The sequence below is a fragment of the Aminobacter sp. LjRoot7 genome (assembly GCF_964252895.1).
GTDB lineage: Bacteria > Pseudomonadota > Alphaproteobacteria > Rhizobiales > Rhizobiaceae > Aminobacter > Aminobacter aminovorans_B.
Window position 1 is genome coordinate 207986 of record NZ_CAXUPX020000008.1, and the last position, 22485, is coordinate 230470.

Below are 22485 nucleotides of genomic sequence, written 5' to 3' on the forward strand. Positions count from 1 at the left end.
ATCGATTCGGACTCGAAACAAGCTGGACTAGACATGAACGAAGACCTTTCCAGAAAGCGCCTTGGCCGGGGACTTGCCGCTCTCATCGGCGAAATGGACAAGCCCGCGGCCCCGGAAAAGCCGGCGGCGCCGGCCGACGGCCGGGTGCCGATCGAGTTCGTCAGCCCCAATCCGCGCAATCCGCGTCGCCATTTTGGCGAAGCCGAGCTTGCCGATCTGGCGCAGTCGATTCGCGAGCATGGGCTGGTGCAGCCGGTTGTCGTCAGGCCAGCAGCCCAGGCCGGGCGCTATGAGATCATCGCCGGCGAGCGCCGCTGGCGTGCGGCGCAACGGGCCGGCGTCAACGAGATTCCGGTCATCGTTCGCGACGTCAATGATCGCACAGCGCTTGAGCTCGCCATCATCGAGAACGTCCAGCGCTCCGATCTCAACGCCATCGAAGAGGCGATGGGCTACCAGCAGCTGATCGACGACCACAATTATACCCAGGCCGATCTTGGCCAAGTCATCGGCAAGAGCCGCAGCCATGTCGCCAACACGCTGCGGCTGCTGAAGCTGCCCGACGTGGTCCGCGACATGCTGGTCAATGGCGAGCTGTCCGCCGGCCATGCCCGCGCGCTGATCACCGCCGCCGATCCGGCCGGGCTTGCAAAACGTATTGTCGAAGAGGGGTTGTCGGTGCGCCAGGCCGAGGCGCTGGCGCAACTTCCCGCCGATGCGCTGCTGGAAAAGCAGCCGTCGCGGCCTGTCGAGAAGGACCCGGATACGATCGCGCTGGAAAAGCTTCTGACCGATGTCGTCGGCATGAAGATTTCCATCGCGCATAAGGAAAAGGGTGGTGAGCTGCGCATCAGCTACCGCTCGCTGGAACAGCTCGACGACCTGTGTCGTCGCCTGAAAAGCGAACATATGTAATTGATTCTATTGACTCTTGAATGAAAACGCCGGCCTTGTGCCGGCGTTTTTGTGTTCAGAGCCAATTCCAGGGAAACTGTACAGCGGGTTTCCGTCTGCGAAAGCGCTCTAGCGCCTTCCCGAGGAGAGGCGCGCGCCTTCGACGGCGATGCCGAGCATCGCCTGGCGTGCCAGCGCAACCGCGAGATCGGGCCGGCGGCGTGTCTGCAGCGTCGTCGACTGCAGCCGCGTCAGCGCGCGCGTCAGCGCAGCCGCACTCCAGCTCGACAAGGTCCGCTCTACCGCGCGGCGGCGGGAGAAAAACACCGGCGGACGCGCTGCCGCGACGACTGCCGAGGCGTTGCGGCCACCGTTTTCCATCTCGCCGCGCATCAGATGGATGTTTTGGAGGTGTCGGGTGGCCGTCGCGAGAAGCTGTGCCGCCTGGCTGCCGGTCTGGCATTGTTTGGTGAAAGCGGCGTCGAACTCGGCGATGTTGCCGCCGAGCGCTGCGTCGATGGCGTCGTCCAGCGACAGGGCCGAGACGTCGCCGGTCATGTCCTTGACGTCTTCGAGCGAGATTTCGCCCTTGCCCATGGCATAGAGCGTCAGCTTCTGGATTTCGCCACGCGTCGCCAGGCGGTCGCCGCCGAGGCTACGGCGCAGTGCGTTGCGGGCATCCATCGCCATGTTCAGGCCGGCGGCGCGCAGCTCCTCATCGATGACGCTTTCGACGTCGCGCGCCTCGTCGCCGTAACAGGGCAGGGCCATGCCGGCAAAGGCGCCCTCGACGATGGTGCGCAAGGGCGCGCCCTTCTTGAGATCCTGCGCCTCGATCAGGACGATGGCGTCGCGCGGCGGGTCGCCGGCCAACGCCTTGACGTCGTCGGCGAGGCTCTTCTGGGCCGCGGCATTGCGCACCCAGATCAGGCGTCGCGGCGAAAACATCGGCACTGTGCGTGCCTCGTCGACGAGGCGGCCGCTGTCGCGCTCGATATCGGCGGCGTCGATCTTGACGACGGAGAAGGGGTCATCGAGCGGCAGGCCGGTCTTGGTGGCAAAAGCGGTGGCGCGCTCGGAAACAAGACCCCGATCGGGGCCGTAGATCAGCACGATAACGGCCTCGGCTGCGGGCCGGGCCAGCCAGGAATCGACTTCGTGAGCTTTCTTCTGCGCCATGTCGTCCTGTTAGCACAGGCCTTGGTCCGGTCGCAGCCCTTTTGTCATCAGGCTTAGTCGTCGTCGACAAGGATGCGCTCGGCAGCGCCATCCATGTCTTCGTACTGGCCGCTGCGCAGCGACCACAGGAACGCAGCCAGGCCAAGGCCGCCGAGAAACAGCGCGACGGGCAGGAGAACGAGAAGACCGCTCATGATGCCATGGCCTCCTTGGCCGGGAAGGCTTTTTCTCGTCTGCTGGCAGACTTGGCGGTGCTTTTGCCGGCGCCGAGCCGCAGGCCGTTGGCGATCACGATGACCGAGGAGCCGGACATCGCCAGCGCAGCGACCAGCGGGGTGACGTAGCCGAACAGCGCGATCGGCACGGCAACGGCGTTGTAGATGATGGCAAGCACCAGGTTCTGGCGGATCAGCCTGTTGGCTTCGCGCGAGGCATCGAGCGCCAACGGGACAGCGGAAAGGCTCTCGCGAAGGAAGACGAAGTCGGCAGCGCTGCGGCCGATGTCGGCGGCACTGGCAGGCGCGATCGAGACATGTGCCGCGGCCAGCGCCGGCGCGTCGTTGAGCCCGTCGCCGACCATCAGCACCTTGCGGCCCTCGGCCTTCAGCGCCTCGAGACGCTCGACCTTGCCGCTCGGCAGCACGCCGGCGGAGAAGGTTTCGATGCCGAGAGCCTTGGCCACCGCGTTCACGGTTTCGGGCCGGTCGCCGGAGAGGATTTCGACGGCAAGTCCCTTGGTATGCAGATTTGCGACCGTTTCCATCGCACCGGCCCGCAACCTGTCCTCGAAGGCGAAGGTGGCGAGTTCGGTGCCGTTCTTCGACAGTACAGTGCCCTTTGCCGAAGTGGCGTCATCGAAGGCCCAGGCGGCACGGCCCAGGCGATAGGTGTCCGCGCCGAGCCGTGCCTCCAGGCCGAAGCCTGGAATTTCCTCGACGCTGTCGAAGCTCCAATCCTTGGTTGGCATTCCGGCCTGGGTCTCGGCGAGGGCGCGTGAGATCGGATGGCGCGAATGGCGTGCGATGGCGGCCGCGACGGACAAGGCGTCGGCCGAGATTTCGTGGGCATTCGTCAGTCTGGGCGTGCCAAGCGTCAGCGTGCCGGTCTTGTCGAAGACGACGGTATCGATCTCGGCCAGCCGCTCCATGGCGGCGCCGTCCTTGACCATGATGCCGTTCTCGAACAGGCGTCGGGCGGCGGCGACCTGCACGATCGGCACGGCGAGACCCAGTGCGCAGGGGCAGGTGATGATCAGCACGGCAATGGCGATGGTGATAGCCCGATGCCAGTTGCCGTCGGCGATCATCCAGGCGACGAAGGTCAGGAAGGCGGTCAGGTGCAGGACGGGCGCATAGAGTGCGGCGGCGCGATCGGCGATGCGGCGATAGCCGCCGCGGCCGCTTTCGGCCGCTTCCATCAGCCGCGTCATCTCGGCGAGGAATGAATCCTGGGCCTTGGCCGTCGCCTCGATGGTCAGCGGACCGGTGAGGTTGAGCGTGCCGGCACGCAAGACGGCACCTGACTCGACGGCAACAGGCGCGCTTTCACCCGAAACGATGGCGCAGTCGAGTTCGGAGCGACCCTTGACCACTCGGGCATCGACGGGCACGCGCTCGCCGGCGGCGAGCAGGATTTGCATGCCGGGCTCGATCTCCTGCACCGGCACGTAGGCATTGGTACCATCGGCCTGAAGCACGGTCGCGCCACGGGCGGCGAGCCGGGCGAGGCCCTTGACGGCGACGCGGGCGCGTTCGCGCATGACATGGTCGAGCGTTCGGCCGATCAACAGGAAGAACAGCAGCGAAGCCGAGGCGTCGAAATAGGCGTGCGGGCCGCTGTTGGCGGTGTCGTAGAGGCTCATGCCGAAGGCGAGCAGGATGCCGATGGAGATAGGCACATCCATGTTGGTGTGGCCGTTGTGCAGCGCACCCCATGCCGAGCGAAAGAAGATACGGCCGGAAAAGGCAAGCGCGGGCAGGGCTATCAGCGCCGAGATCCAGTGAAACAGGTCGCGCGTGGCATCCGTCGCCCCGGACCAGACCGAGACCGAAAGTAGCATGATGTTGCCGGCAGCGAAGCCGGCGATACCGAGCCCGCGGATCAGTTCGGCCAGCGTCTCGTCCTTGTCGTCGGCGCCTTGCTCGAACAAATGGCTTTCGTAGCCGAGCCGCGCCAAGGTGTCTGAAACGGGTGGCACGCCGGTTTCGTCGCGCCAGCGCACGGAAACGCGCTTCGTCGACAGGTTGACACGCGCATGCCCGACGCCGTCGAGTTTGCCCAGGGTCGCCTCGATGTTGGCGATGCAGGCGCCGCAATGCACGCCGGGGACGGAAAGCTCGACCTGCCTGACACCACCGGGCAGGGGGCGACTGGCAAGCATCACTTCTTCGCGCGACGGCCCGCTTGCGGCAACAGGGTTGAAGCCCAGCGCGACATCGGCCTCGGGACCGCAGCAGTTCATTTCTCCGCTCCACCGAAAATGACGATCCGACGCGCTTCGCGATATGGTTCGCGGTTTGCCACCGAGGCTTCAGTGCTGACGATCCAGATGCCGTCGCGCAGCGGGGTTGCGATCGAAAAAGTGCCGTCGGCGCCACGCTGCAAGGCCACTTGCCAGTCTTCGGCTTCATAGGCCGGGCGGCGGAAGGAGGCGGCCACGCTGTCAATAGCGACCGGGGCGCCGGCGGGATCGGTCAGGCTGTAGCGGATCTCGCCATTGGCGATGGTGAGCTTGCCCTTCCAGCCCAGTGCCGCCTGGGCACGCTGCTCGGCGACGCGCTCGTTGAACTGCTGGCTGGCGACATAGGTGTTCTGTACGACGAGGCCGGTCCAGCTCGTCCTGGCAAAAGTCGCCATGAGCAGGTTGACCGATATGATGACGCCGAAGAAGGCGACCATGATGGCCAGCATGTGCCGCCCGGTGAATGCTTTCGGCTGAATGGCGCGCGTGCTCATCTTGTTGCCTCCGGAACGTTGAACTTTGCGGCGTAGGTGTCGCGCTCGGCGCCCGCTTTGTCGGCGACGACGAAGGAGAAGCCTTGCCCCTGGCTGAGCTGCTCGCGCGGCTGGCGGACATAGACCCTGACGGTTTTGAGCTTGTCAGGCTCGGCGTCGATGGTGATCGAGCGCGTCTCCAGCTGGTCGATGCCGACGACACTCATGACCGCACCGGGCAGACCCTCGATGCTGAGTTCGAAGCTTCGCGGTTCGGGCACCATGTTGAGCAGCTTGACGGTGTAGCCGTTGCGGATCGAGCCGTCGGACAGGACGACATATTGCGGGTTGCGGTCCTGCAGGACGTTGATGTCGAGCCGGTCGCGGCTGAGCAGCGCTATGAGCAGGCCAACACCGACAAGGCTCCACGCGCCGGCATAAACGAAGGTGCGCGGGCGGAAGAGCCGACGGATGTGGAAATGCGAAATGCGCTTATCGAGCTTGCCGTCGGCATCCCGCACACGCCCGGGATCGATGGCCCTCGTGGCGGGATCGGTGGCGATGGCCATGTTCGACTGGTAGTCGGCGAGGGTGGCGTAGGAGATCAGGCCGCGCTCCTTGCCGATCTTGTCCATGACGCTGTCGCAGGCATCGATGCAGAGCGCGCAGGTGATGCATTCGAGTTGCTGGCCGTCGCGGATGTCGATGCCCATCGGGCAGACGGCGACACAGGCGTTGCAGTCGACACAGTCGCCGACCGAAAGCCCCTCGGCCGCGGCCTTCTTGGCGTGGCGCGAGCGCGGCTCGCCGCGCCAGTCATTGTAGGTGACGGTCAGCGAGTTCTCGTCGAGCATCGCCGCCTGGATGCGCGGCCATGGGCACATGTAGGTGCAGACCTGCTCGCGCATGAGCCCGCCGAAGGCGTAGGTCGTGGCGGTCAGGATGGCGACGGTGATGTAGGCGACCGGTTCAGCCTGGCCGGTGACGAATTGGCCGAGCAAGGTGGGCGCGTCGGCGAAATAGAAAATCCAGGCGCCGCCTGTGGCCACCGCGATGACCAGCCAGATGGTGTGCTTGGCTGTACGCTTCCACAGCTTGGCAAACGACCATGGCGCGCTGTCGAGCTTGATGCGGGCATTGCGGTCGCCCTCGATGCCGCGCTCGACTACGAGGAAGAGGTCGACCCAGACGGTCTGCGGGCAGGTGTAGCCGCACCAGGCGCGGCCGACGGTGGAGGTGACGAGGAACAGCCCGATGCCGGCCATGACGAGCAGGCCGGCGACGTAGAAGAATTCCTGCGGCCAGATTTCGATGGCGAAGAAGTAGAAGCGGCGGTTGGCGATGTCGAGCAGCACGGCCTGGTCGGGCGCGTAGGGTCCACGATCCCAGCGCAGCCACGGCGTCAGATAATAGATGCCGAGCGTGACCAGCATGACCAGCCACTTGAACTGGCGGAACCGGCCCGAAGCCCGCTTGGGAAACACCTTCTGGCGCGCGGTGTAGAGCGGTTGGCGGGTTTTGGCGGAGTTGACCGCCGTGACCTCGAGCCTCTCCACCTGCCTCTCGTCGAGCATTCTCGTCTCCTGCTGGACGCCTGGCCATTGGTTCGTCAGCGTCTCATTCCGCTTTTGCCGTGAGCGCGACCGGCGAGCCTTGATTCAGGTCAAGCCGAACGAAAAAAGAGGCCCGGCATCACTGCCGGGCCTCCCCCCGCCCTCGTCCATCCCCCGTCGACGATGGAGGGTTATTCGCCGCCGCCGAGCGAATGGACGAAGATCGCAAGTTCCTTGACGTTTACGTCGCCGAGCCGGGCGCCCCAGGCCGGCATCACGCCATGCTTGGGATGGCGCACCTGGCTGGCAATGGCCGCCTGGCCGGAGGCGTAAAGTGCGATGGCATCGGACAGGTCGGGCGCACCCAGCTCCTTGTTGCCCTTGGCATTGTCGCCGTGGCAGGCGGCACAATTGTCGGCAAAGACCTTGGCGCCGGCCGGAACAAACTCGGGCGTATCGGCCGTGCCCGACAGGCTTGCGACATAGGCCGCGACCTCGTTGACCTGCTTCGGCTCGAGAATGTCGGCGAAAGCCGGCATTTCGGACGCATGGGTGTTCTCGTCGCCGTCGAAGCGGACGCCATGCGCGATGGTGTTGTAGATCTGGTCGATGCTGCCGCCCCACAGCCACTCGTCGTCATTGAGGTTGGGGAAGCCGGGCGACCCTTGCGCACCGGAGGCGTGGCACTGGATGCAGTTGACCTTGAAGGCGGCCGAGCCGGCGGCAGTGGCGAACTGGCGCAGCTTGTCGTCGGCCAGGATCTCACTGACACCCTTCGCTTTCACCGCCTCGACATAGGCGCTCTTGGCCTGTTCGGCTGCGGCGAGTTCGTTCTTGACGTCGGCGCGGCTGGAGTAGCCGAGCACGCCTGTCGTCGCAGAGCTGATCATCGGCCAGGCCGGGTAGGCGATGGTGTAGGCCAACGCCCAGACCACGGTGGCGTAGAAGGTCCACAGCCACCAGCGCGGCATAGGGTTGTTGAGCTCGGTAATGCCGTCCCATTCATGTCCGGTCGTCTCGACGCCGGACAGTTCGTCGATATGCTTGTCGCCCACAGATCAGTCCTCCTTGAGCGGGATTTGCGCGGCGCGCTCGGCAGCCTGCTTGCCGCCGGGGCGAAGGGCGAAGAGAACCGCGCCGATGAAGAAGACGGTCATCGCCAGCAGCCCCCAGCTGTCGGCGAAATGCCGCAATGTCGTGTAGTCCATGACAAATCTCCTAGCGGTAGCCGGTGGCCGGGTCGTAGGTCGAGAAGTCGACCAGCGTGCCGAGCATCTGCAGATAGGCGACGAGCGCATCCATCTCGGTCAGCGCCGCTGGATCGCCGTCGAAATCGCCGAGCTTGGCCTTGGGATAGCGCGCCAGCACCCCTGAGGTGTCGGCATTTGGGTCGGCCTGCGCCTTGATGTCGGCCTCGGCGCTGGCGATCATCTCGTCGCTATAGGGCACGCCGACGCGGCGGTTGGCGATCAGGTCGTAGCTGATGGTCTTCACCGCCAAGGGCGTTTCCTTGAGGAAGGCGTAGCTCGGCATGACCGATTCCGGCACCACCGAACGTGGCTCGACCAGATGCTGGACGTGCCATTCGTTGGAGTAGCGGTTACCGACACGGGCGAGGTCGGGGCCAGTGCGCTTCGATCCCCACTGGAAGGGATGGTCGTACATCGACTCGGCTGCCAGGCTGTAGTGGCCGTAGCGCTCGACCTCGTCGCGGAACGGCCGGATCATCTGGCTGTGGCAGGTGTAGCAGCCCTCGCGGATGTAGATGTTGCGGCCGGCGAGCTCCAGCGGCGAATAGGGCCGCATACCCTCGACCTTCTCGATCGTGTTCTCGAGATAAAACAGCGGCGTGATCTGGACGAGGCCGCCGATGCTGACGACCAGCAGCGTGCCGACCAGAAGCAGCGTCGCGTTCTTCTCGATTGTCTTGTGTTTGTCGAGCAGTGCCATGTCGGGCTCCTTACTGCGCAGGCTGGAGGGCGGGGGCTGCGACGGGCATCGGCTCTTCCTGGCGCTGGTGGCCGCGGATCGTCATGAAGACGTTCCAGGCCATGACCAGCGCGCCGGCGAGATACATCAGGCCACCAATGGTGCGGACGACGTAGTAGGGCACCATGGCCGCGACGCTTTCGGCGAAGGAGTAGACCAGGAAGCCCTGCTCGTCGTACTCGCGCCACATCAGGCCCTGGCTGATGCCGGCGACCCACATGACGGCGGCGTAGACGACGATGCCGAGGGTGGCGAGCCAGAAGTGCCAGGTCACCATGCGCAGCGAATAAAGCCGCTCACGGCCCCACAGGCGCGGCACCAGGAAGTAGATGGCGCCGAAGGTGATCATGCCGTTCCAGCCAAGCGCGCCGGAGTGGACGTGGCCGATCGTCCATTCGGTGTAGTGGCTGAGCGAGTTGACCGCCTTGATCGACATCATGGGGCCTTCGAAGGTCGACATGCCGTAGAAGGCGATGGCCACCACCATCATGCGGACGATCGGATCGGTGCGGATCTTGTCCCAGGCACCCGACAGCGTCATCAGGCCGTTGATCATGCCGCCCCAAGACGGCATCCACAGCATGATCGAGAACACCATGCCGAGCGTCTGCGCCCAGTCGGGCAAAGCGGTGTAGTGGAGGTGGTGCGGGCCGGCCCAGATGTAGAGGAAGATCAGCGACCAGAAGTGGATGATCGAGAGCCGGTAGGAATAGACAGGGCGTTCGACCTGCTTGGGCACGAAATAATACATCATGCCGAGGAAGCCGGCGGTGAGGAAGAAGCCGACGGCGTTGTGGCCGTACCACCATTGCGTCAGGGCATCCTGCACGCCGGAGAACAGCGAGTAGCTCTTCGAGCCGAGGAAGGATGCCGGCACCGCCAGGTTGTTGACGATGTGCAACATGGCGATGGTGATGATGAAGGCGAGATAGAACCAGTTGGCCACATAGATATGCGGCTCCTTGCGGTTCAGGATGGTGCCGAGGAAGACGACGAGATAGGCGACCCAGACGATGGTCAGGAAGATGTCGACATACCATTCGGGCTCGGCATATTCGCGGCTCTGGGTGATGCCGAGCAGATAGCCGGTCGCCGCCATGACGATGAACAGCTGGTAGCCCCAGAACACGTACCAGGCGAGATTGCCGCCGAAGAGGCGCGCCCGCGAGGTGCGCTGGACGACGTAGAACGAGGTGGCGATCAGCGCGTTGCCGCCAAAGGCGAAGACCACAGCCGAGGTGTGCAGCGGACGCAGGCGGCCGAAATTCAGCCAGGGCTCGACATTGAGATCGGGGAATGCCAGCTGGGCCGCCACGACGACGCCGACCAGAAAGCCTGTGACGCCCCAGAACACGGTGGCGATGACGCCGTAGCGTATCGGCCCGTCCATGTAGGGCGACGTGTCCGCGGGCGCGGCAGCGGCCGCTGCGTAGTTGCCGGTGCGCAGCAGGACGGCTGCGCCGCCGGCAAGGGCGAAGAACAGCACCCACATATGGGCGCCGAACTGGCTGTCCTGCGCGAAGGCGGCGCCCAGCAAGGCGGCAAAGGCCGCCAGTGCCAGCAGGACGATTTCGTTTCCGTATTTCATGAGCGATCCCCGACGATGGTCGCGCGTCGGTGGTTCGCCCGACGCCTGACCGGACACATCCATGACATCGGCGGCTCGCGCCTTGATCTGGATCAAGGTCAATCCGGCCGTGTCAGCCCAGCCTTAGCGTCAAAAGGGGAACTGCTGGGATCATGACCGCGCTCAACGACAGGCAAGCCGATGGCGCTGCGCGCGACGCCGTCGAGGTGATGCAGCGCGCCCATATGGCCGAACTCGCGCTGTGCGACCGGCTCGAGGAGATCGCCGATTCGCTGCCCAACGGGCTCGACAGGCGCAAATGCATTCTGGCGGCGCGGGCGCTTGGCCCGACAATGGCAAAGATCCACCGTTTCGAAGAGCAGCGGATCTTTCCGCATTTTTGCATGCGCCTGGCCCACAGCGTCGAGTCGGGCAAGACGATCGAGCGCCTTAAGAACGAACATCTCGAGGATGAAGGCTACGCCGCCGAGCTGCGCGACGCTTTGCGCTTTGCCGCGCGGCATGGCGAGGCCGACAGTCCGGAAACGCTGGGGTTCATGCTGCGCGGCTATTTTGGCGCGGTGCGTCGGCACGTCGCCTTCGAGCGCGACCATATCATAGCGCTTCTGGCACCCGGGGGCTGACGCGCCTGCTCAGATGTTGGCGCGCCGCTCCAGCCTGTCGATGCCGAAGACGGTGACATGGCGGTTGTTTTCGACCGCGATCAGCCCGTCCTTGCGCAGCTTGGTCAGCTGGCGGCTGACGGTTTCGATTGTCAGGCCAAGGAAATCGGCGATGTCGGCGCGGGTCAGCGGAAGGTCGAAACTGATCTCACCCTCGCTCTCCGCCTCCGGGTCGCCGTGCCTGGCGATGAGGTGAAGGAACGAGGCGACACGCTCGGCAGCGGTCTTGCGCCCTAGCGTCAGCATCCAGTCGCGCGCCTCATCGAGCTCGTCGAGCGCCTGGAGGTGCAGCCTGTGGCCGAGTTCCGGCGCCTGGTCGATCATGCGGTCGAGCGAGGTCTTGGGAAAGGCGCAGACGCGAACGGCGGTGGCGGCTTCCGCGGTGATCGAGCTCTCCCGCTTGAACGGCCGGCCGATGAAATCGGGCGCGAACTGCAGGCCGACGATCTGCTGGCGGCCGTCGGGCAATGTCTTGACCAGCTTGACCACGCCGGCCAGCACGTTGGCGTAGCTGTCGATCGTGTCCGAGTCCGACACCAGCACCGTGCCCGGCTCGACCTTGCGTTTGGTGGTGTGGCGGCTGAGTTCGACGAGCTGTTCCGGCGTCAGCGCCCCGCAAACGCCGCGATGCCGCGCCTCGCAGGAGCGGCACAACGCCGGTATTTCAGAATTGTGAATGTCCTGGCGAACGGCCATTTCTTCGTCCAGCACCCTGATTTGCCCAATCTAGGCACCGCAGCCGCCAAAAGGAACCGTGTCATTGTGTCCATCGCCCGACGTTGGTTGATCCAGGTCAAGGCGATGCCGGCGCCTCCGCCGCATGTTCCTGTCGTTGATGGAGACAATCATGGACAGGACCCTCGTCGAGAAATACGCAGCACCGGTGCCGCGCTACACCAGCTATCCGACCGCGCCACATTTCAATGCGGCGGTGTCTTCGACGACGTATGGCGGCTGGTTGCGCGCGTTGCCCAAGGGGGCGAATGCGTCGCTCTATGTCCACATCCCCTATTGCGACCGGCTGTGCTGGTTCTGCGCCTGCCATACGAAGCAGACGCGTCGCTACGATCCCGTCGAGCGCTATCTCAAGGCGCTGGAGTGCGAGATCGACACGGTTGCGGAGCTGTGCGGAAGCCGGCTAATCATCCGGGGGCTGCATCTCGGCGGCGGCTCGCCGACATTGCTGACGCCAAAGGACATGATGGCGCTCGGGAGCCGGCTGCGTGAAGAATTCAGCTTCGCCGATGATGCCGAGATCAGCGTCGAGATCGACCCCAACGACATGGATGAGGCGCGCTTCGATGCGCTGGCCGCTATCGGCCTGACGCGCGCCAGCCTGGGCGTGCAGGATTTCGACGAGCGGGTTCAAAAAACCATCAATCGCGAGCAGAGCTTCGAACAGACAAAGGCGGTGGTCGATGCTGTCCGCGCGCGCGGCGTGCGTTCGGTCAATCTCGACATGCTCTACGGCCTGCCGCTCCAGACGCTCGACAGCATCACTGCCACGACGGAAAAGCTGCTGTCGCTGCGACCTGACCGCATCGCCCTGTTCGGCTACGCCCATGTGCCGTGGCTGAAGAAGCATCAGACGATGATCGACGATGCGTTGCTGCCCGACGCTGCGGCCCGGCTGGAGCAATCGGAGACGGCAACGCGGCTGATCCTCGCAGCCGGCTATGAGGCCGTCGGCATGGACCATTTCGCCCTGCCTAGGGATAGCTTGGCCGTGGCAGCACGTGCGGGCACGCTGCGGCGCAACTTCCAGGGCTACACGACCGACCAGGCCGATGCGCTGATCGGCCTCGGCGCTTCGTCGATCGGGCTTCTGCCGCATGGCTACGTCCAGAACATGCCGGCGACGGGAGAATATGAACGCCGCGTGCTGGCGGGCGGCCTCGCTACCGTGCGCGGTTTCGCGCTGTCCAATGCCGACCGCATGCGTGCCTGGGTGATCGAGCGGCTGATGTGCGATTTTTCCTTCTCGCGCTGCGAATTGCTCAGCCGTTTCGGCGACGGCGCCCGCGGCGTCATCGCCGAGGCCGAGCTGCTTGCCGCCAATGATCGGGACGGCGTCTTCGTGCGTGCGGGCAATCGCTTTATCGTCACCGAACGCGGCAAGCCTTTCGTTCGTTCGATTGCGGCTGCTTTCGACACCTATCTCGGCCAGGGCACCGCCCGCCATTCCGTAGCCGTCTGAACTTCTACGCGCTGTCAAATTCCTGTATCAAGCGCGTGCGAAGCGCACGGCGCGAACAGGATCTGGCTTCATGAACCTCACAGTATTTGGGATTGGCTATGTCGGTCTTGTTCAGGCGGCTGTGTTGGCCGAGGTCGGGCATGACGTCGTCTGCGTCGATGTCGACGCAGCCAAGGTCGAGCGGCTGAACCAGGGGTTCATTCCGATCTTCGAGCCGGGGCTGGAGGCCCTGGTGCGTGAGAACCATGCTGCCGGCCGCATCGTGTTCACGACGGATGCGACACTCGCCGTGCGCCATGGCGAGATCCAGATGATTGCGGTGGGCACGCCGCAAGGCGAGGATGGCTCGGCCGACCTCAAATACGTGCTGTCGGTGGCCGATGCCATCGGCCGCGAGATGGCGGGGCCGAAGATCGTGGTGACCAAGTCGACGGTGCCGGTCGGTACCGCCGACAAGGTGCGCGAGGCGATTGCGGCTGCGCTGAAGCTGCGAGGCCGCGAGGAGCTTGGCTTCGACGTCGTCTCCAATCCGGAGTTTTTGAAAGAAGGTTCGGCGGTCGCCGACTGCATGAAGCCCGATCGCATCATCATAGGCACCGACAGCGAGGCCGCCGAGGAGGTGATGCGCGAGCTCTATGCGCCGTTCAACCGCAACCACGAGAAGATGATCGTGATGGACGTGCGCTCGGCGGAGTTCACCAAATACGCCGCCAACTGCATGCTGGCGACCAAGATCAGCTTCATGAACGAGATGGCGAACCTGGCCGAGCTGCTCGGCGCCGACATCGAGGAGGTGCGCAAGGGTATCGGCTCGGACCCACGCATCGGCTATCACTTCATCTATCCGGGGCTGGGTTATGGCGGCTCGTGTTTCCCCAAGGACGTCCGCGCGCTGATCCGCACCGCCGGCGATGTCGGTTTCGAGCCGGTGCTGCTGCATTCGGTCGAGGCGCGAAACAACGCCCAGAAGGCTGTGCTGTTCGACAAGCTGAAGGCGCATTTCAACGGTGACCTCGCGGGCAAGACCTTCACGCTGTGGGGGCTAGCCTTCAAGCCCAACACCGACGACATGCGCGAGGCGCCGGCTCGCGTCCTGATGGAGGCGCTGTGGGCTTCAGGCGCCAAGGTGCAGGCCTACGATCCCGAGGCGATGAACGAGGCGCAGCAGATCTATGGCCAGCGCGACGACCTCACACTGTGCGGCACCAAGGAGGCGGCGCTGCGCGGCGCCGATGCACTGCTGATCGCCACCGAGTGGAAGAACTTCCGGGCGCCGTCCTTCGAGCTGATCAAACAGCAGCTGTCCGAACCGGTTATCTTCGACGGCCGCAATCTCTATGACCCGGCGGTCGTCGCCCGACATGGCATCCAATACGTCTCAATCGGCCGGATGGCGGTCTGAAAACGAAAAAGGCCCGCTTAAGCGGGCCTTTTTTTGTCTGGCGCGGCGCTTACTGGTTGCGGCGCTTGCCTTCCATCAGGTCGAGCACCGCCCGTGCGGCGTCGAGCACATTGGTACCCGGTCCGAAGACCGCTGACACGCCGTGGTCGAGCAGGTACTGATAATCCTGTCGCGGGATGACGCCGCCGACCACCACGATGATGTCCTCGGCGCCCTTGGCCTTCAGTGCCGCGACAAGCTGCGGGGCGAGCGTCTTGTGGCCGGCGGCCAGCGACGACATGCCAACGACGTGGACCCTGGAGGCGATCGCCGTGTCGGCGGCCTCGCCCGGTGTCTGGAACAGCGGTCCGGCAATGACCTCGAAGCCGATATCGCCGAAGGCCGAGGCAATGATCTTGGCACCACGATCGTGGCCGTCCTGGCCGAGCTTGGCCACCATGACACGCGGCTTCTCGCCTAGTGAGCCGGCAAACTGTTCGAGCCGCGAGACCAACGTCTGGAATTCCGGCTCGTCGTCATAGGCCTTGCCATAGACGTTTTCGACCACTTCCGGCACCGCGGCATGGTCGCCAAAGGCGCGGCGCATGGCATCCGAAATCTCGCCGACGGTGGCACGGGCGCGGGACGCGTCGACGGCCGCGGCTAGGATGTTGCCCTCGCCTGACCGAGCGACCTGTTCCAGCGCTGCAAGCGTTTCGGCGACGCGCTTCGGGTCGCGCTGGCGGCGGGTACGCTCGATACGGGTGATCTGTGACAGGCGGACAGCGGAGTTGTCGATCTCGAGGATGTCGAGATGGTCTTCCTGCTCGAGGCGGTACTTGTTGACGCCGACGATGACCTCGTCGCCCTTGTCGACGGCGGCCTGACGCCGGGTCGCCGCCTCCTCGATCATGCGCTTGGGCAGGCCACTCGCGACAGCCTTGGTCATGCCGCCCATCGCCTCGACCTCCTCGATCAGCGCCCAGGCCTTCTCGGCGAGGTCGTTGGTCAAGGCCTCGACGTAATAGGAGCCGGCGAGCGGGTCGACGACCTTGGTCACGCCGGTCTCATGTTGCAGGATCAACTGGGTGTTGCGGGCGATGCGCGCCGAAAACTCGGTCGGAAGTGCTATCGCCTCGTCGAAGGAGTTGGTGTGCAGCGACTGCGTGCCGCCCAAAGCTGCCGACATCGCCTCGAAGGCGGTGCGGACGATGTTGTTGTAGGGATCCTGCTCCTGCAGCGACACGCCTGAGGTCTGGCAGTGGGTGCGCAGCATCAGCGACGACGACTTCTTGGGCTCGAACTCGGTCATGATGCGCGACCAGAGCAGGCGCGCAGCTCGCAGCTTGGCCGCCTCCATGAAGAAGTTCATGCCGATGGCGAAGAAGAACGACAGCCGGCCGGCGAATTCGTCGACGTTGAGGCCCTTCTTCAGCGCCGCGCGGACATATTCGCGCCCATCGGCAAGCGTGAAGGCCAGTTCCTGCACCAGCGTCGAGCCGGCCTCCTGCATGTGGTAGCCGGAGATCGAGATCGAGTTGAACTTCGGCATCTCCTTGGCCGTGTACTCGATGATGTCGGCAACGATGCGCATCGAGGGCTCGGGCGGGTAGATGTAGGTGTTGCGGACCATGAACTCCTTGAGGATGTCGTTCTGGATGGTCCCCGACAGCTTGTCGCGCGACACGCCCTGTTCTTCACCGGCGACGATGAAATTGGCGAGGATCGGGATCACCGCGCCGTTCATGGTCATCGACACCGAGATCAGCTCGAGCGGGATGCCGTCGAACAGGATCTTCATGTCCTCGACGGAATCGATCGCAACGCCGGCCTTGCCGACATCGCCTTCGACGCGCGGATGGTCCGAGTCATAGCCGCGATGGGTGGCGAGGTCGAAGGCGACCGACACGCCCTGCTGTCCGGCGGCGAGCGCCTTGCGGTAGAAGTTGTTGGAGGCCTCCGCCGTCGAGAAGCCGGCATATTGCCGGATGGTCCAGGGGCGGCCGGTGTACATGGTGGCCCGGGGACCACGCAGGAACGGCTCAAAGCCCGGCAGCGTGCCGAGATGGCCAACGCCTTCGAGATCGTCGGCCGTGTAGAGCGGCTTGACGTCGATGCCCTCGGGCGTGTTCCAGGTCAGCGTGTCGGGCGATGCCTTGATCTCGCGCTCGGCGAGCTTTTTCCAGGAATCGATTGTTGGTTTGTCGGTCATTGGGGCCTCCTCAGGTGCGGGCGCTCACCCTCCCCCTTGTGGGGAGGGTCGGACCGCAGGTCCGGGGTGGGGGTAAGATGTGCGAATCTAGCCAGTGCAGCGGATGGTGGGGTTCTTTGACCCCCACCCCGCTCCGCTTCGCGGATCGACCCTCCCCACAAGGGGGAGGGTGAAGAGGCGCTTGCCATCACTCGAACTCCATGATCAGCTCGTCGACGGCGAGGCTTTCGCCTGCGGTCGCGGCCACGTGCTTGACCGTGCCCTTGCGTTCTGCGCGCAGCACGTTTTCCATCTTCATCGCCTCGACCGTCGCCAGCGACTGACCTGCCTCGACCGTGTCGCCCGCCTTGACCAGGATCGACGTCACCACGCCCGGCATTGGGCAGAGCAGCATCTTGGAGGTATCCGGCGGTAGCTTGACCGGCATCAACCTGGCCAGTTCGGCGACGCGTGGGCTGCGCACATGGGTTACCACGTCCATGCCGCGCCAGCGCAGGCGCCAGCCGGTGCCTGAGCGTGAAACCTTGACGCCGATGGAAGCGCCGTCGACGGCGAAGTTGGCGTGCGGGTGGCCGGGCAGCCAGTCGCTCGACACCGCAAGTGCCGTGCCGTCGTCGAACTCGACCACGGTGCCGTCGGCCCCGTCCCTGACATGGAGCGGCAGCGTGAAGCCGGCAAGGGTCACAACCCAGTCGGCGCCGACAGGGCGTTGATGATTGGCGAGCGAGCCCGAGATCTGGGCGCCGCGGCGCTGGGCGAACTGGTTGATGAGTGCTGCCACCGCGGCGAGCTTTTGGGCGTCGGCCTCGGAAGGCGCCACGCCGGCAAAGCCGTCGGGGAACTCCTCGGCGATGTAGGCGGTGGTCAGCGCGCCCGAGCGGAAACGCTCCTGGTCCATGACCGCCGACAGGAACGGCAGATTGTGGCCGATGCCCTCGACCTCGAAATCGTCGAGCGCGCGGCCCATCGCCTCGACCGCCGTCAGGCGATCGGGCGCCCAGGTGCAGAGCTTGGCGATCATCGGATCGTAATACATCGAGATCTCGCCGCCCTCGAAGACGCCGGTGTCGTTGCGGACGATGGTGCCGTCGTCGCGCTTGCCCTCGATTGGCGGGCGGTAGCGGGTCAGGCGGCCGATCGACGGCAGGAAGTTGCGGTAAGGATCCTCGGCATAGAGGCGGCTCTCGATGGCCCAGCCATTGAGCTTCACGTCAGCCTGGCTGAAGCGCAGCTTCTCACCGGCGGCCACGCGGATCATCTCCTCGACGAGATCGATGCCGGTGATCAGTTCCGTCACCGGGTGCTCGACCTGCAGGCGGGTGTTCATCTCGAGGAAGTAGAAGTTCCTGTTGCCGTCGACGATGAACTCGACCGTGCCGGCCGAGAAGTAACCGACGGCCTTGCCAAGCGCCACGGCCTGTTCGCCCATCGCCTTGCGGGTCTCGGCATCGAGGAAGGGTGACGGCGCCTCTTCGATGACCTTCTGGTTGCGGCGCTGGATCGAGCATTCGCGCTCGCCGAGATAGAGCAGATTGCCGTGCTGGTCGCCCAGCACCTGGATTTCGATATGGCGCGGTTGGGTGACGAATTTTTCGATGAAGATGCGGTCGTCGCCGAAGGAGGATTTCGCCTCGTTCTTGGACGACTGGAAGCCCTCGCGCGCCTCGGCGTCGTTCCAGGCTATGCGCATGCCCTTGCCGCCACCGCCGGCGGAGGCCTTGATCATCACTGGATAACCGATCGAGTTGGCGATCTTCACCGCCTCCTCGGCATCCTCGATCAGGCCCATATGGCCGGGCACGGTGTTGACGCCGGCGGAGGCCGCGATCTTCTTGGACGTGATCTTGTCGCCCATCGCCTCGATGGCAACAGGCGGCGGGCCAATGAAGGCGACGCCTTCGGCCTTCAGGGCCTCGGCGAAATTGGGGTTCTCCGACAGGAAGCCGTAGCCGGGATGCACTGCATCGGCGCCGGTCTGTCGGATCGCGTCGATGATCTTCTGGATGACGATGTAGGACTGGTTCGACGGTGCGGGCCCGATATGGACGGCCTCGTCGGCCATCTTCACGTGCAGCGCCTCACGGTCGGCGTCGGAATAGACCGCGACCGTTGCGATACCCAGTTTCTGGGCCGTCTTGATGACCCGGCAGGCGATCTCGCCACGATTGGCGATGAGGATTTTCTTGAACATTTTTGTCCTGCTCACAGCGGTATCGTGTCGTGCTTTTTCCACGGCGCATCTGCCATCTTGCCGCGCAGGGCGGCGAAGGCGCGGGCGATGCGGCGGCGCGAGGAATGCGGCATGATCACCTCGTCGATGAAACCGCGCTCGGCCGCCTTGAACGGGTTGGCGAAGTTGGTCTCGTACTCCTTGGTGCGCTCGGCGATCTTGCCGGCATCGCCCAGCTCGGAGCGGTAGAGGATCTCGGTCGCGCCCTTGGCGCCCATGACGGCGATCTCGGCCGTCGGCCAGGCATAGTTGATGTCGGCGCCGATATGCTTGGAGGCCATGACGTCATAGGCGCCGCCATAGGCTTTGCGGGTGATCAGCGTGACCATCGGCACGGTGGCCTGGCTGTAGGCGAAGAGCAGCTTGGCGCCATGCTTGATGACGCCGCCATATTCCTGCGCGGTACCAGGCAGGAAGCCTGGAACGTCGACCAAAGTCAGGATCGGGATCGAAAACGCGTCGCAGAAGCGCACGAAACGTGCCGCCTTGCGCGAACTGTCGATGTCGAGGCAACCGGCCAGCACCATCGGCTGGTTGGCGACGACGCCAACGCTCTGGCCCTCGATGCGCATGAAGCCGGTGATGATGTTCTTGGCGAAGGCTTCCTGGATCTCGAAGAAATCGCCCTCGTCGGCGATCGCCAGGATCAGTTCCTTCATGTCGTAGGGCTTGGCCGCGCTGTCGGGGATCAGCGTGTCGAGCCGCATCTCCAGCCGGCTCGGGTCGTCGTGGAACGGCCGCACCGGCGGCTTTTCGCGGTTGTTGAGTGGCAGGAAGTCGAACAGCAGGCGGACCTGCTCCAGCGCCTCGATGTCGTTTTCGTAGGCGCCGTCGGCGACCGAGGACTTCGAGGTGTGGGTGCGGGCGCCGCCAAGCTCTTCGGCGGTGACGATTTCGTTGGTGACGGTCTTCACCACGTCGGGGCCGGTCACGAACATGTAGGAACTGTCGCGCACCATGAAGATGAAGTCAGTCATGGCGGGCGAATAGACAGCACCGCCGGCGCACGGGCCCATGATCACCGAGATCTGCGGCACCACGCCGGAGGCATCGACATTGCGCTTGAAAACGTCGGCGTAGCCGGCAAGCGAGGCGACGCCTTCCTGGATGCGGGCGCCGCCGGAGTCATTGAGGCCAATGACAGGCGCGCCGTTGCGCATCGCCATGTCCATGATCTTGCAGATCTTCTGGGCGTGGGTCTCGGACAGCGAGCCGCCGAGCACGGTGAAATCCTGCGAGAAGACATAGACCAGGCGGCCGTTGATGGTGCCCCAGCCGGTGACGACGCCGTCTCCCGCCACCTTCTGTTCGGCCATGCCGAAATCGGTGGTGCGGTGGGTGACATACATGTCGAATTCTTCGAAGGAGCCTTCGTCGAGCAGCACGTCGATGCGTTCGCGCGCCGTCAGCTTGCCCTTGGCGTGCTGGGCGTCGATGCGCTTCTGGCCGCCGCCGAGGCGGGCCTCGGCGCGGCGGGCTTCCAGTTGTTCGAGTACGGCGCGCATCAGTTCATGCCCTTGTGAGAAAGCCATTTCCAGGCGGCGGGGAAGGCTATTGCGGCAAGCACCGCCTTCATGATGTCGCCTGGGATGAATGGATAGAGTCCGAAGGCCAGCACCGGCTTGTCCCAGCCGACGACGCTGCCGAGCCAGAGCAGGCCAGGCACGTAGATGACGGCGCCAGCAAGCAGTGCGGCAAGCATGGCGGTGACAACGTTGCGGTCCCAGCCGCGCTCGGCGAGCCAGCCCGCCAGCAGTGCGGCAGGCAGGTAGCCCGCGAGATAGCCGCCGGTCGGGCCCATCATATAGGCAAGGCCGATGCCCTTCTCGGGCGTTCCGGCAAAGACGGGCAGCCCAAGCGCGCCCTGCGCGAGATAAAGCGCCACCGCAGCCGCACCGCGCACCGGGCCGAATGCCAGGCCGAGGCCGATGGCGACCAGCGTCTGCATGGTCATCGGCACGGGATAAGACGGCACCTGGATCTTGGCCGAGGCAGTCAGCAGCAGCGAACCTGCGAGCACAGCTACGACATCCATTGTGCTGAGCCGGCTGGTCTGCCTGTCGGCGACGGCTTGGTAGAGCGTCATGGGTCTTCTCCCGCGCTACGAGGTTGAAAAACAATGGCCTCTCGCCGCGTCAGCGGCAAGCAGCGAAGTTGGCGCAATAGCCTCATGGCGCGCGCAGGAAAACAGTTGAAAGTGTGCAAAAGCGTAATATACAAATTCGAGAAATGTAAATTGCGAATTTGCAAACATGGCGACCCGCAAACTCTATATCGGCCGCAAGGTGCGCGAGCTGCGCGAAGCCAACAAGGCGACGCAGGCGAGCTTCGCCGAGCGCATCGGCATCTCGACCAGCTATCTCAACCAGATCGAGAACAACCAGCGCCCGGTTTCCGCCTCGGTGTTGCTCGCGCTCGCCGAAAAATTCCAGATCGACATCTCCGAAATCTCACAGGGTGACAATGACCGGCTGCTGTCGGCGCTGACGGAGGCACTGTCCGATCCGATCTTCGAGAACTACGCGCCCAACCTGCAGGAACTGAAGCTGGTGACGCAGAACGCGCCGGGGTTTGCCCGGGCGCTGATCTCGGCGCACCAGGCCTATCGCCGCAACTCGGAGCAGCTGGCGAGCCTCGACGACACGCTGGGGCGCGGCACCTCGGCCTCCGAGCCGACGCCCTATGAGGAAGTGCGCGACTTCTTCCATTTCGTCGACAATTACATCCACGCGCTCGACGTGGCGGCCGAGCGGCTGGCCGGCGAGCTCGGCATCGGCGAGCGCGACAGTTATGCGGCGCTGGCCGCGCATCTGGACAGCCGGCACGGCGTCCGCATCGCCCGCGCCGATGCTGACGACGACGCGCTCAGGCGCTTCGACGCCAAGTCAGGCGTGCTGTTCCTCAACCCCTATTCGCCGCTGGCCACCCGCAGCTTCCAGATTGCCTTCCAGATCGCCGAAATGGAGATGGAAACAGAGGTGGCGCAGATCGCTCGCTCTGCCGATTTCCGCACCAGCGAGGCGCTTGAAATCTGCAAGATGGGCCTGCGGAACTATTTCGCCGGTGCGCTGACCCTCCCCTACCAGGCGTTCATGCGCACGGCGGCGGAGCTGCGTCACGACCTCGAGCTGATGGCGGCGCATTTCGGCGCCTCGATCGAGCAGGTGGCGCACCGCCTCAGCACCCTGCAGCGGCCGGGGCACAAGGGCGTGCCGATCTTCTTTGCCCGCATCGACCGCGCCGGCAACATCACCAAGCGCCATAGTGCCGCCAAGCTGCAATTCGCTCGTTTCGGCGCGGCCTGTCCGCTGTGGAACGTGCACCAGGCCTTCGAGACGCCGGGCCGGATCATCCGCCAGCTGGCCGAGACGCCCGATGGCGCGCGCTATCTCTGCATCGCCACGGAGATTTCCAAGGGCGGCGGCGGCTTCAATGCCCCGCACCGGCGCTACGCCATCGCGCTCGGCTGCGAGGTCACCTACGCACAGGACTTTGTCTATGCCGACGGGCTAGAATTGGGCAGCAAGACCGCCTTCGATCCGATCGGCATCTCATGCCGTATCTGCGAGCGCACCAATTGTCTGCAACGCGCCGTGCCGCCGCTCAAGCGCCGGCTGGTGATCGACAAGGATGTCCGTCATCCCCTTCCCTATCGGATCGCCTGAG

General features: G+C 64.7%; 19 protein-coding genes. 5 read left to right on the top strand and 14 right to left on the bottom strand.

Annotated elements, in window-relative coordinates; all coding sequences use genetic code 11:
* Positions 1-33 precede the first annotated feature (33 nt).
* Positions 34-915 carry a ParB/RepB/Spo0J family partition protein gene (locus tag ACSQ3E_RS21860; protein WP_436124300.1) on the top strand — a complete coding sequence of 294 codons (882 nt, stop codon included), beginning with the start codon at positions 34-36 and terminating at the stop codon, positions 913-915.
* A 108-nt stretch (positions 916-1023) separates the two neighbouring features.
* On the opposite strand, the gene holA is transcribed toward ACSQ3E_RS21860, so the two are convergent.
* The 9 genes from holA to ccoN form a co-directional block, all read right to left on the bottom strand.
* A complete protein-coding gene (gene holA / locus ACSQ3E_RS21865) occupies positions 1024-2073 on the bottom strand; it encodes a DNA polymerase III subunit delta (RefSeq protein WP_310325672.1) in 1050 nt (349 codons plus the stop codon).
* A gap of 53 nt (positions 2074-2126) precedes the next feature.
* Positions 2127-2267 (bottom strand): cbb3-type cytochrome oxidase assembly protein CcoS, encoded by a 141-nt coding sequence (gene ccoS / locus ACSQ3E_RS21870; RefSeq protein ID WP_436124301.1) that lies wholly within the window; start codon positions 2265-2267, stop codon positions 2127-2129.
* Positions 2264-4534, bottom strand: coding sequence for a cation-translocating P-type ATPase (locus tag ACSQ3E_RS21875; protein ID WP_436124302.1), 2271 nt, complete (start codon positions 4532-4534; stop codon positions 2264-2266). The genes ccoS and ACSQ3E_RS21875 overlap by 4 nt, the downstream gene beginning before the upstream one ends.
* Positions 4531-5028 (bottom strand): FixH family protein, encoded by a 498-nt coding sequence (locus ACSQ3E_RS21880; RefSeq protein WP_436124303.1) that lies wholly within the window; start codon positions 5026-5028, stop codon positions 4531-4533. Before ACSQ3E_RS21880 ends, ACSQ3E_RS21875 begins: the two co-directional genes overlap by 4 nt.
* On the bottom strand, positions 5025-6581 hold the full coding sequence (gene ccoG / locus ACSQ3E_RS21885) for a cytochrome c oxidase accessory protein CcoG (RefSeq protein WP_436124304.1): 1557 nt from the start codon (positions 6579-6581) through the stop codon (positions 5025-5027). Before ccoG ends, ACSQ3E_RS21880 begins: the two co-directional genes overlap by 4 nt.
* 170 nt (positions 6582-6751) lie before the next feature.
* Positions 6752-7615, bottom strand: a complete 864-nt coding sequence (ccoP, locus tag ACSQ3E_RS21890; RefSeq protein WP_436124305.1) for a cytochrome-c oxidase, cbb3-type subunit III — start codon at positions 7613-7615, stop codon at positions 6752-6754.
* Positions 7616-7618: 3 nt separating this feature from the next.
* Positions 7619-7768, bottom strand: coding sequence for a CcoQ/FixQ family Cbb3-type cytochrome c oxidase assembly chaperone (locus tag ACSQ3E_RS21895; protein ID WP_067955824.1), 150 nt, complete (start codon positions 7766-7768; stop codon positions 7619-7621).
* Between the two features lie 10 nt (positions 7769-7778).
* The gene (gene ccoO / locus ACSQ3E_RS21900; protein WP_436124306.1) at positions 7779-8510 is read right to left on the bottom strand and encodes a cytochrome-c oxidase, cbb3-type subunit II; all 732 of its coding nucleotides are present in this window, start codon (positions 8508-8510) and stop codon (positions 7779-7781) included.
* Between the two features lie 10 nt (positions 8511-8520).
* Positions 8521-10137: a cytochrome-c oxidase, cbb3-type subunit I gene (gene ccoN / locus ACSQ3E_RS21905; protein WP_436124307.1), complete on the bottom strand. Its 1617-nt coding sequence runs from the start codon at positions 10135-10137 to the stop codon at positions 8521-8523.
* Between the two features lie 152 nt (positions 10138-10289).
* On the opposite strand from ccoN, the gene ACSQ3E_RS21910 reads away from it, so the two are divergent.
* Positions 10290-10760 (top strand): hemerythrin domain-containing protein, encoded by a 471-nt coding sequence (locus tag ACSQ3E_RS21910; RefSeq protein ID WP_436124308.1) that lies wholly within the window; start codon positions 10290-10292, stop codon positions 10758-10760.
* 9 nt (positions 10761-10769) lie between these two features.
* Here ACSQ3E_RS21910 and ACSQ3E_RS21915 read toward each other — a convergent pair whose 3' ends face one another.
* Positions 10770-11495, bottom strand: coding sequence for a Crp/Fnr family transcriptional regulator (locus ACSQ3E_RS21915; RefSeq protein ID WP_310325695.1), 726 nt, complete (start codon positions 11493-11495; stop codon positions 10770-10772).
* 151 nt (positions 11496-11646) lie between these two features.
* On the opposite strand from ACSQ3E_RS21915, the gene hemN reads away from it, so the two are divergent.
* Positions 11647-12996 (top strand): oxygen-independent coproporphyrinogen III oxidase, encoded by a 1350-nt coding sequence (gene hemN / locus ACSQ3E_RS21920; RefSeq protein ID WP_436124309.1) that lies wholly within the window; start codon positions 11647-11649, stop codon positions 12994-12996.
* A 70-nt stretch (positions 12997-13066) separates the two neighbouring features.
* Complete coding sequence (locus ACSQ3E_RS21925) at positions 13067-14398, top strand: UDP-glucose dehydrogenase family protein (protein ID WP_436124310.1); 1332 nt, start codon at positions 13067-13069, stop codon at positions 14396-14398.
* A 49-nt stretch (positions 14399-14447) separates the two neighbouring features.
* Here the strand turns inward: ACSQ3E_RS21925 and scpA are convergent, their stop codons facing one another.
* The 4 genes from scpA to ACSQ3E_RS21945 all read right to left on the bottom strand — a co-directional run bounded on the left by scpA (position 14448) and on the right by ACSQ3E_RS21945 (position 20905).
* On the bottom strand, positions 14448-16589 hold the full coding sequence (gene scpA, locus ACSQ3E_RS21930) for a methylmalonyl-CoA mutase (RefSeq protein ID WP_436124311.1): 2142 nt from the start codon (positions 16587-16589) through the stop codon (positions 14448-14450).
* A gap of 187 nt (positions 16590-16776) precedes the next feature.
* Entirely contained in the window at positions 16777-18780 is a 2004-nt protein-coding gene (locus ACSQ3E_RS21935; RefSeq protein ID WP_436124312.1) for an acetyl-CoA carboxylase biotin carboxylase subunit, read from the bottom strand.
* Between the two features lie 11 nt (positions 18781-18791).
* Positions 18792-20324 carry an acyl-CoA carboxylase subunit beta gene (locus ACSQ3E_RS21940; RefSeq protein ID WP_436124370.1) on the bottom strand — a complete coding sequence of 511 codons (1533 nt, stop codon included), beginning with the start codon at positions 20322-20324 and terminating at the stop codon, positions 18792-18794.
* Entirely contained in the window at positions 20324-20905 is a 582-nt protein-coding gene (locus ACSQ3E_RS21945; protein WP_436124313.1) for a biotin transporter BioY, read from the bottom strand. Before ACSQ3E_RS21945 ends, ACSQ3E_RS21940 begins: the two co-directional genes overlap by 1 nt.
* Before the next feature lie 166 nt (positions 20906-21071).
* Here ACSQ3E_RS21945 and ACSQ3E_RS21950 point away from each other — a divergent pair, with 166 nt between their 5' ends.
* Positions 21072-22484: a helix-turn-helix domain-containing protein gene (locus ACSQ3E_RS21950; RefSeq protein WP_436124314.1), complete on the top strand. Its 1413-nt coding sequence runs from the start codon at positions 21072-21074 to the stop codon at positions 22482-22484.
* Position 22485: the final 1 nt, after the last annotated feature.

Bases quoted from the DNA above. Each gene is read 5' to 3' on its own strand.
- ACSQ3E_RS21860 (WP_436124300.1), top strand. From the start codon at position 34: ATGAACGAAGACCTTTCCAGAAAGCGCCTTGGCCGGGGACTTGCCGCT.
- holA (WP_310325672.1), bottom strand. From the start codon at position 2,073: ATGGCGCAGAAGAAAGCTCACGAAGTCGATTCCTGGCTGGCCCGGCCC.
- ccoS (WP_436124301.1), bottom strand. From the start codon at position 2,267: ATGAGCGGTCTTCTCGTTCTCCTGCCCGTCGCGCTGTTTCTCGGCGGC.
- ACSQ3E_RS21875 (WP_436124302.1), bottom strand. From the start codon at position 4,534: ATGAACTGCTGCGGTCCCGAGGCCGATGTCGCGCTGGGCTTCAACCCT.
- ACSQ3E_RS21880 (WP_436124303.1), bottom strand. From the start codon at position 5,028: ATGAGCACGCGCGCCATTCAGCCGAAAGCATTCACCGGGCGGCACATG.
- ccoG (WP_436124304.1), bottom strand. From the start codon at position 6,581: ATGCTCGACGAGAGGCAGGTGGAGAGGCTCGAGGTCACGGCGGTCAAC.
- ACSQ3E_RS21895 (WP_067955824.1), bottom strand. From the start codon at position 7,768: ATGGACTACACGACATTGCGGCATTTCGCCGACAGCTGGGGGCTGCTG.
- ccoO (WP_436124306.1), bottom strand. From the start codon at position 8,510: ATGGCACTGCTCGACAAACACAAGACAATCGAGAAGAACGCGACGCTG.
- ccoN (WP_436124307.1), bottom strand. From the start codon at position 10,137: ATGAAATACGGAAACGAAATCGTCCTGCTGGCACTGGCGGCCTTTGCC.
- ACSQ3E_RS21910 (WP_436124308.1), top strand. From the start codon at position 10,290: ATGACCGCGCTCAACGACAGGCAAGCCGATGGCGCTGCGCGCGACGCC.
- ACSQ3E_RS21915 (WP_310325695.1), bottom strand. From the start codon at position 11,495: ATGGCCGTTCGCCAGGACATTCACAATTCTGAAATACCGGCGTTGTGC.
- hemN (WP_436124309.1), top strand. From the start codon at position 11,647: ATGGACAGGACCCTCGTCGAGAAATACGCAGCACCGGTGCCGCGCTAC.
- ACSQ3E_RS21925 (WP_436124310.1), top strand. From the start codon at position 13,067: ATGAACCTCACAGTATTTGGGATTGGCTATGTCGGTCTTGTTCAGGCG.
- scpA (WP_436124311.1), bottom strand. From the start codon at position 16,589: ATGACCGACAAACCAACAATCGATTCCTGGAAAAAGCTCGCCGAGCGC.
- ACSQ3E_RS21935 (WP_436124312.1), bottom strand. From the start codon at position 18,780: ATGTTCAAGAAAATCCTCATCGCCAATCGTGGCGAGATCGCCTGCCGG.
- ACSQ3E_RS21940 (WP_436124370.1), bottom strand. From the start codon at position 20,324: ATGCGCGCCGTACTCGAACAACTGGAAGCCCGCCGCGCCGAGGCCCGC.
- ACSQ3E_RS21945 (WP_436124313.1), bottom strand. From the start codon at position 20,905: ATGACGCTCTACCAAGCCGTCGCCGACAGGCAGACCAGCCGGCTCAGC.
- ACSQ3E_RS21950 (WP_436124314.1), top strand. From the start codon at position 21,072: ATGGCGACCCGCAAACTCTATATCGGCCGCAAGGTGCGCGAGCTGCGC.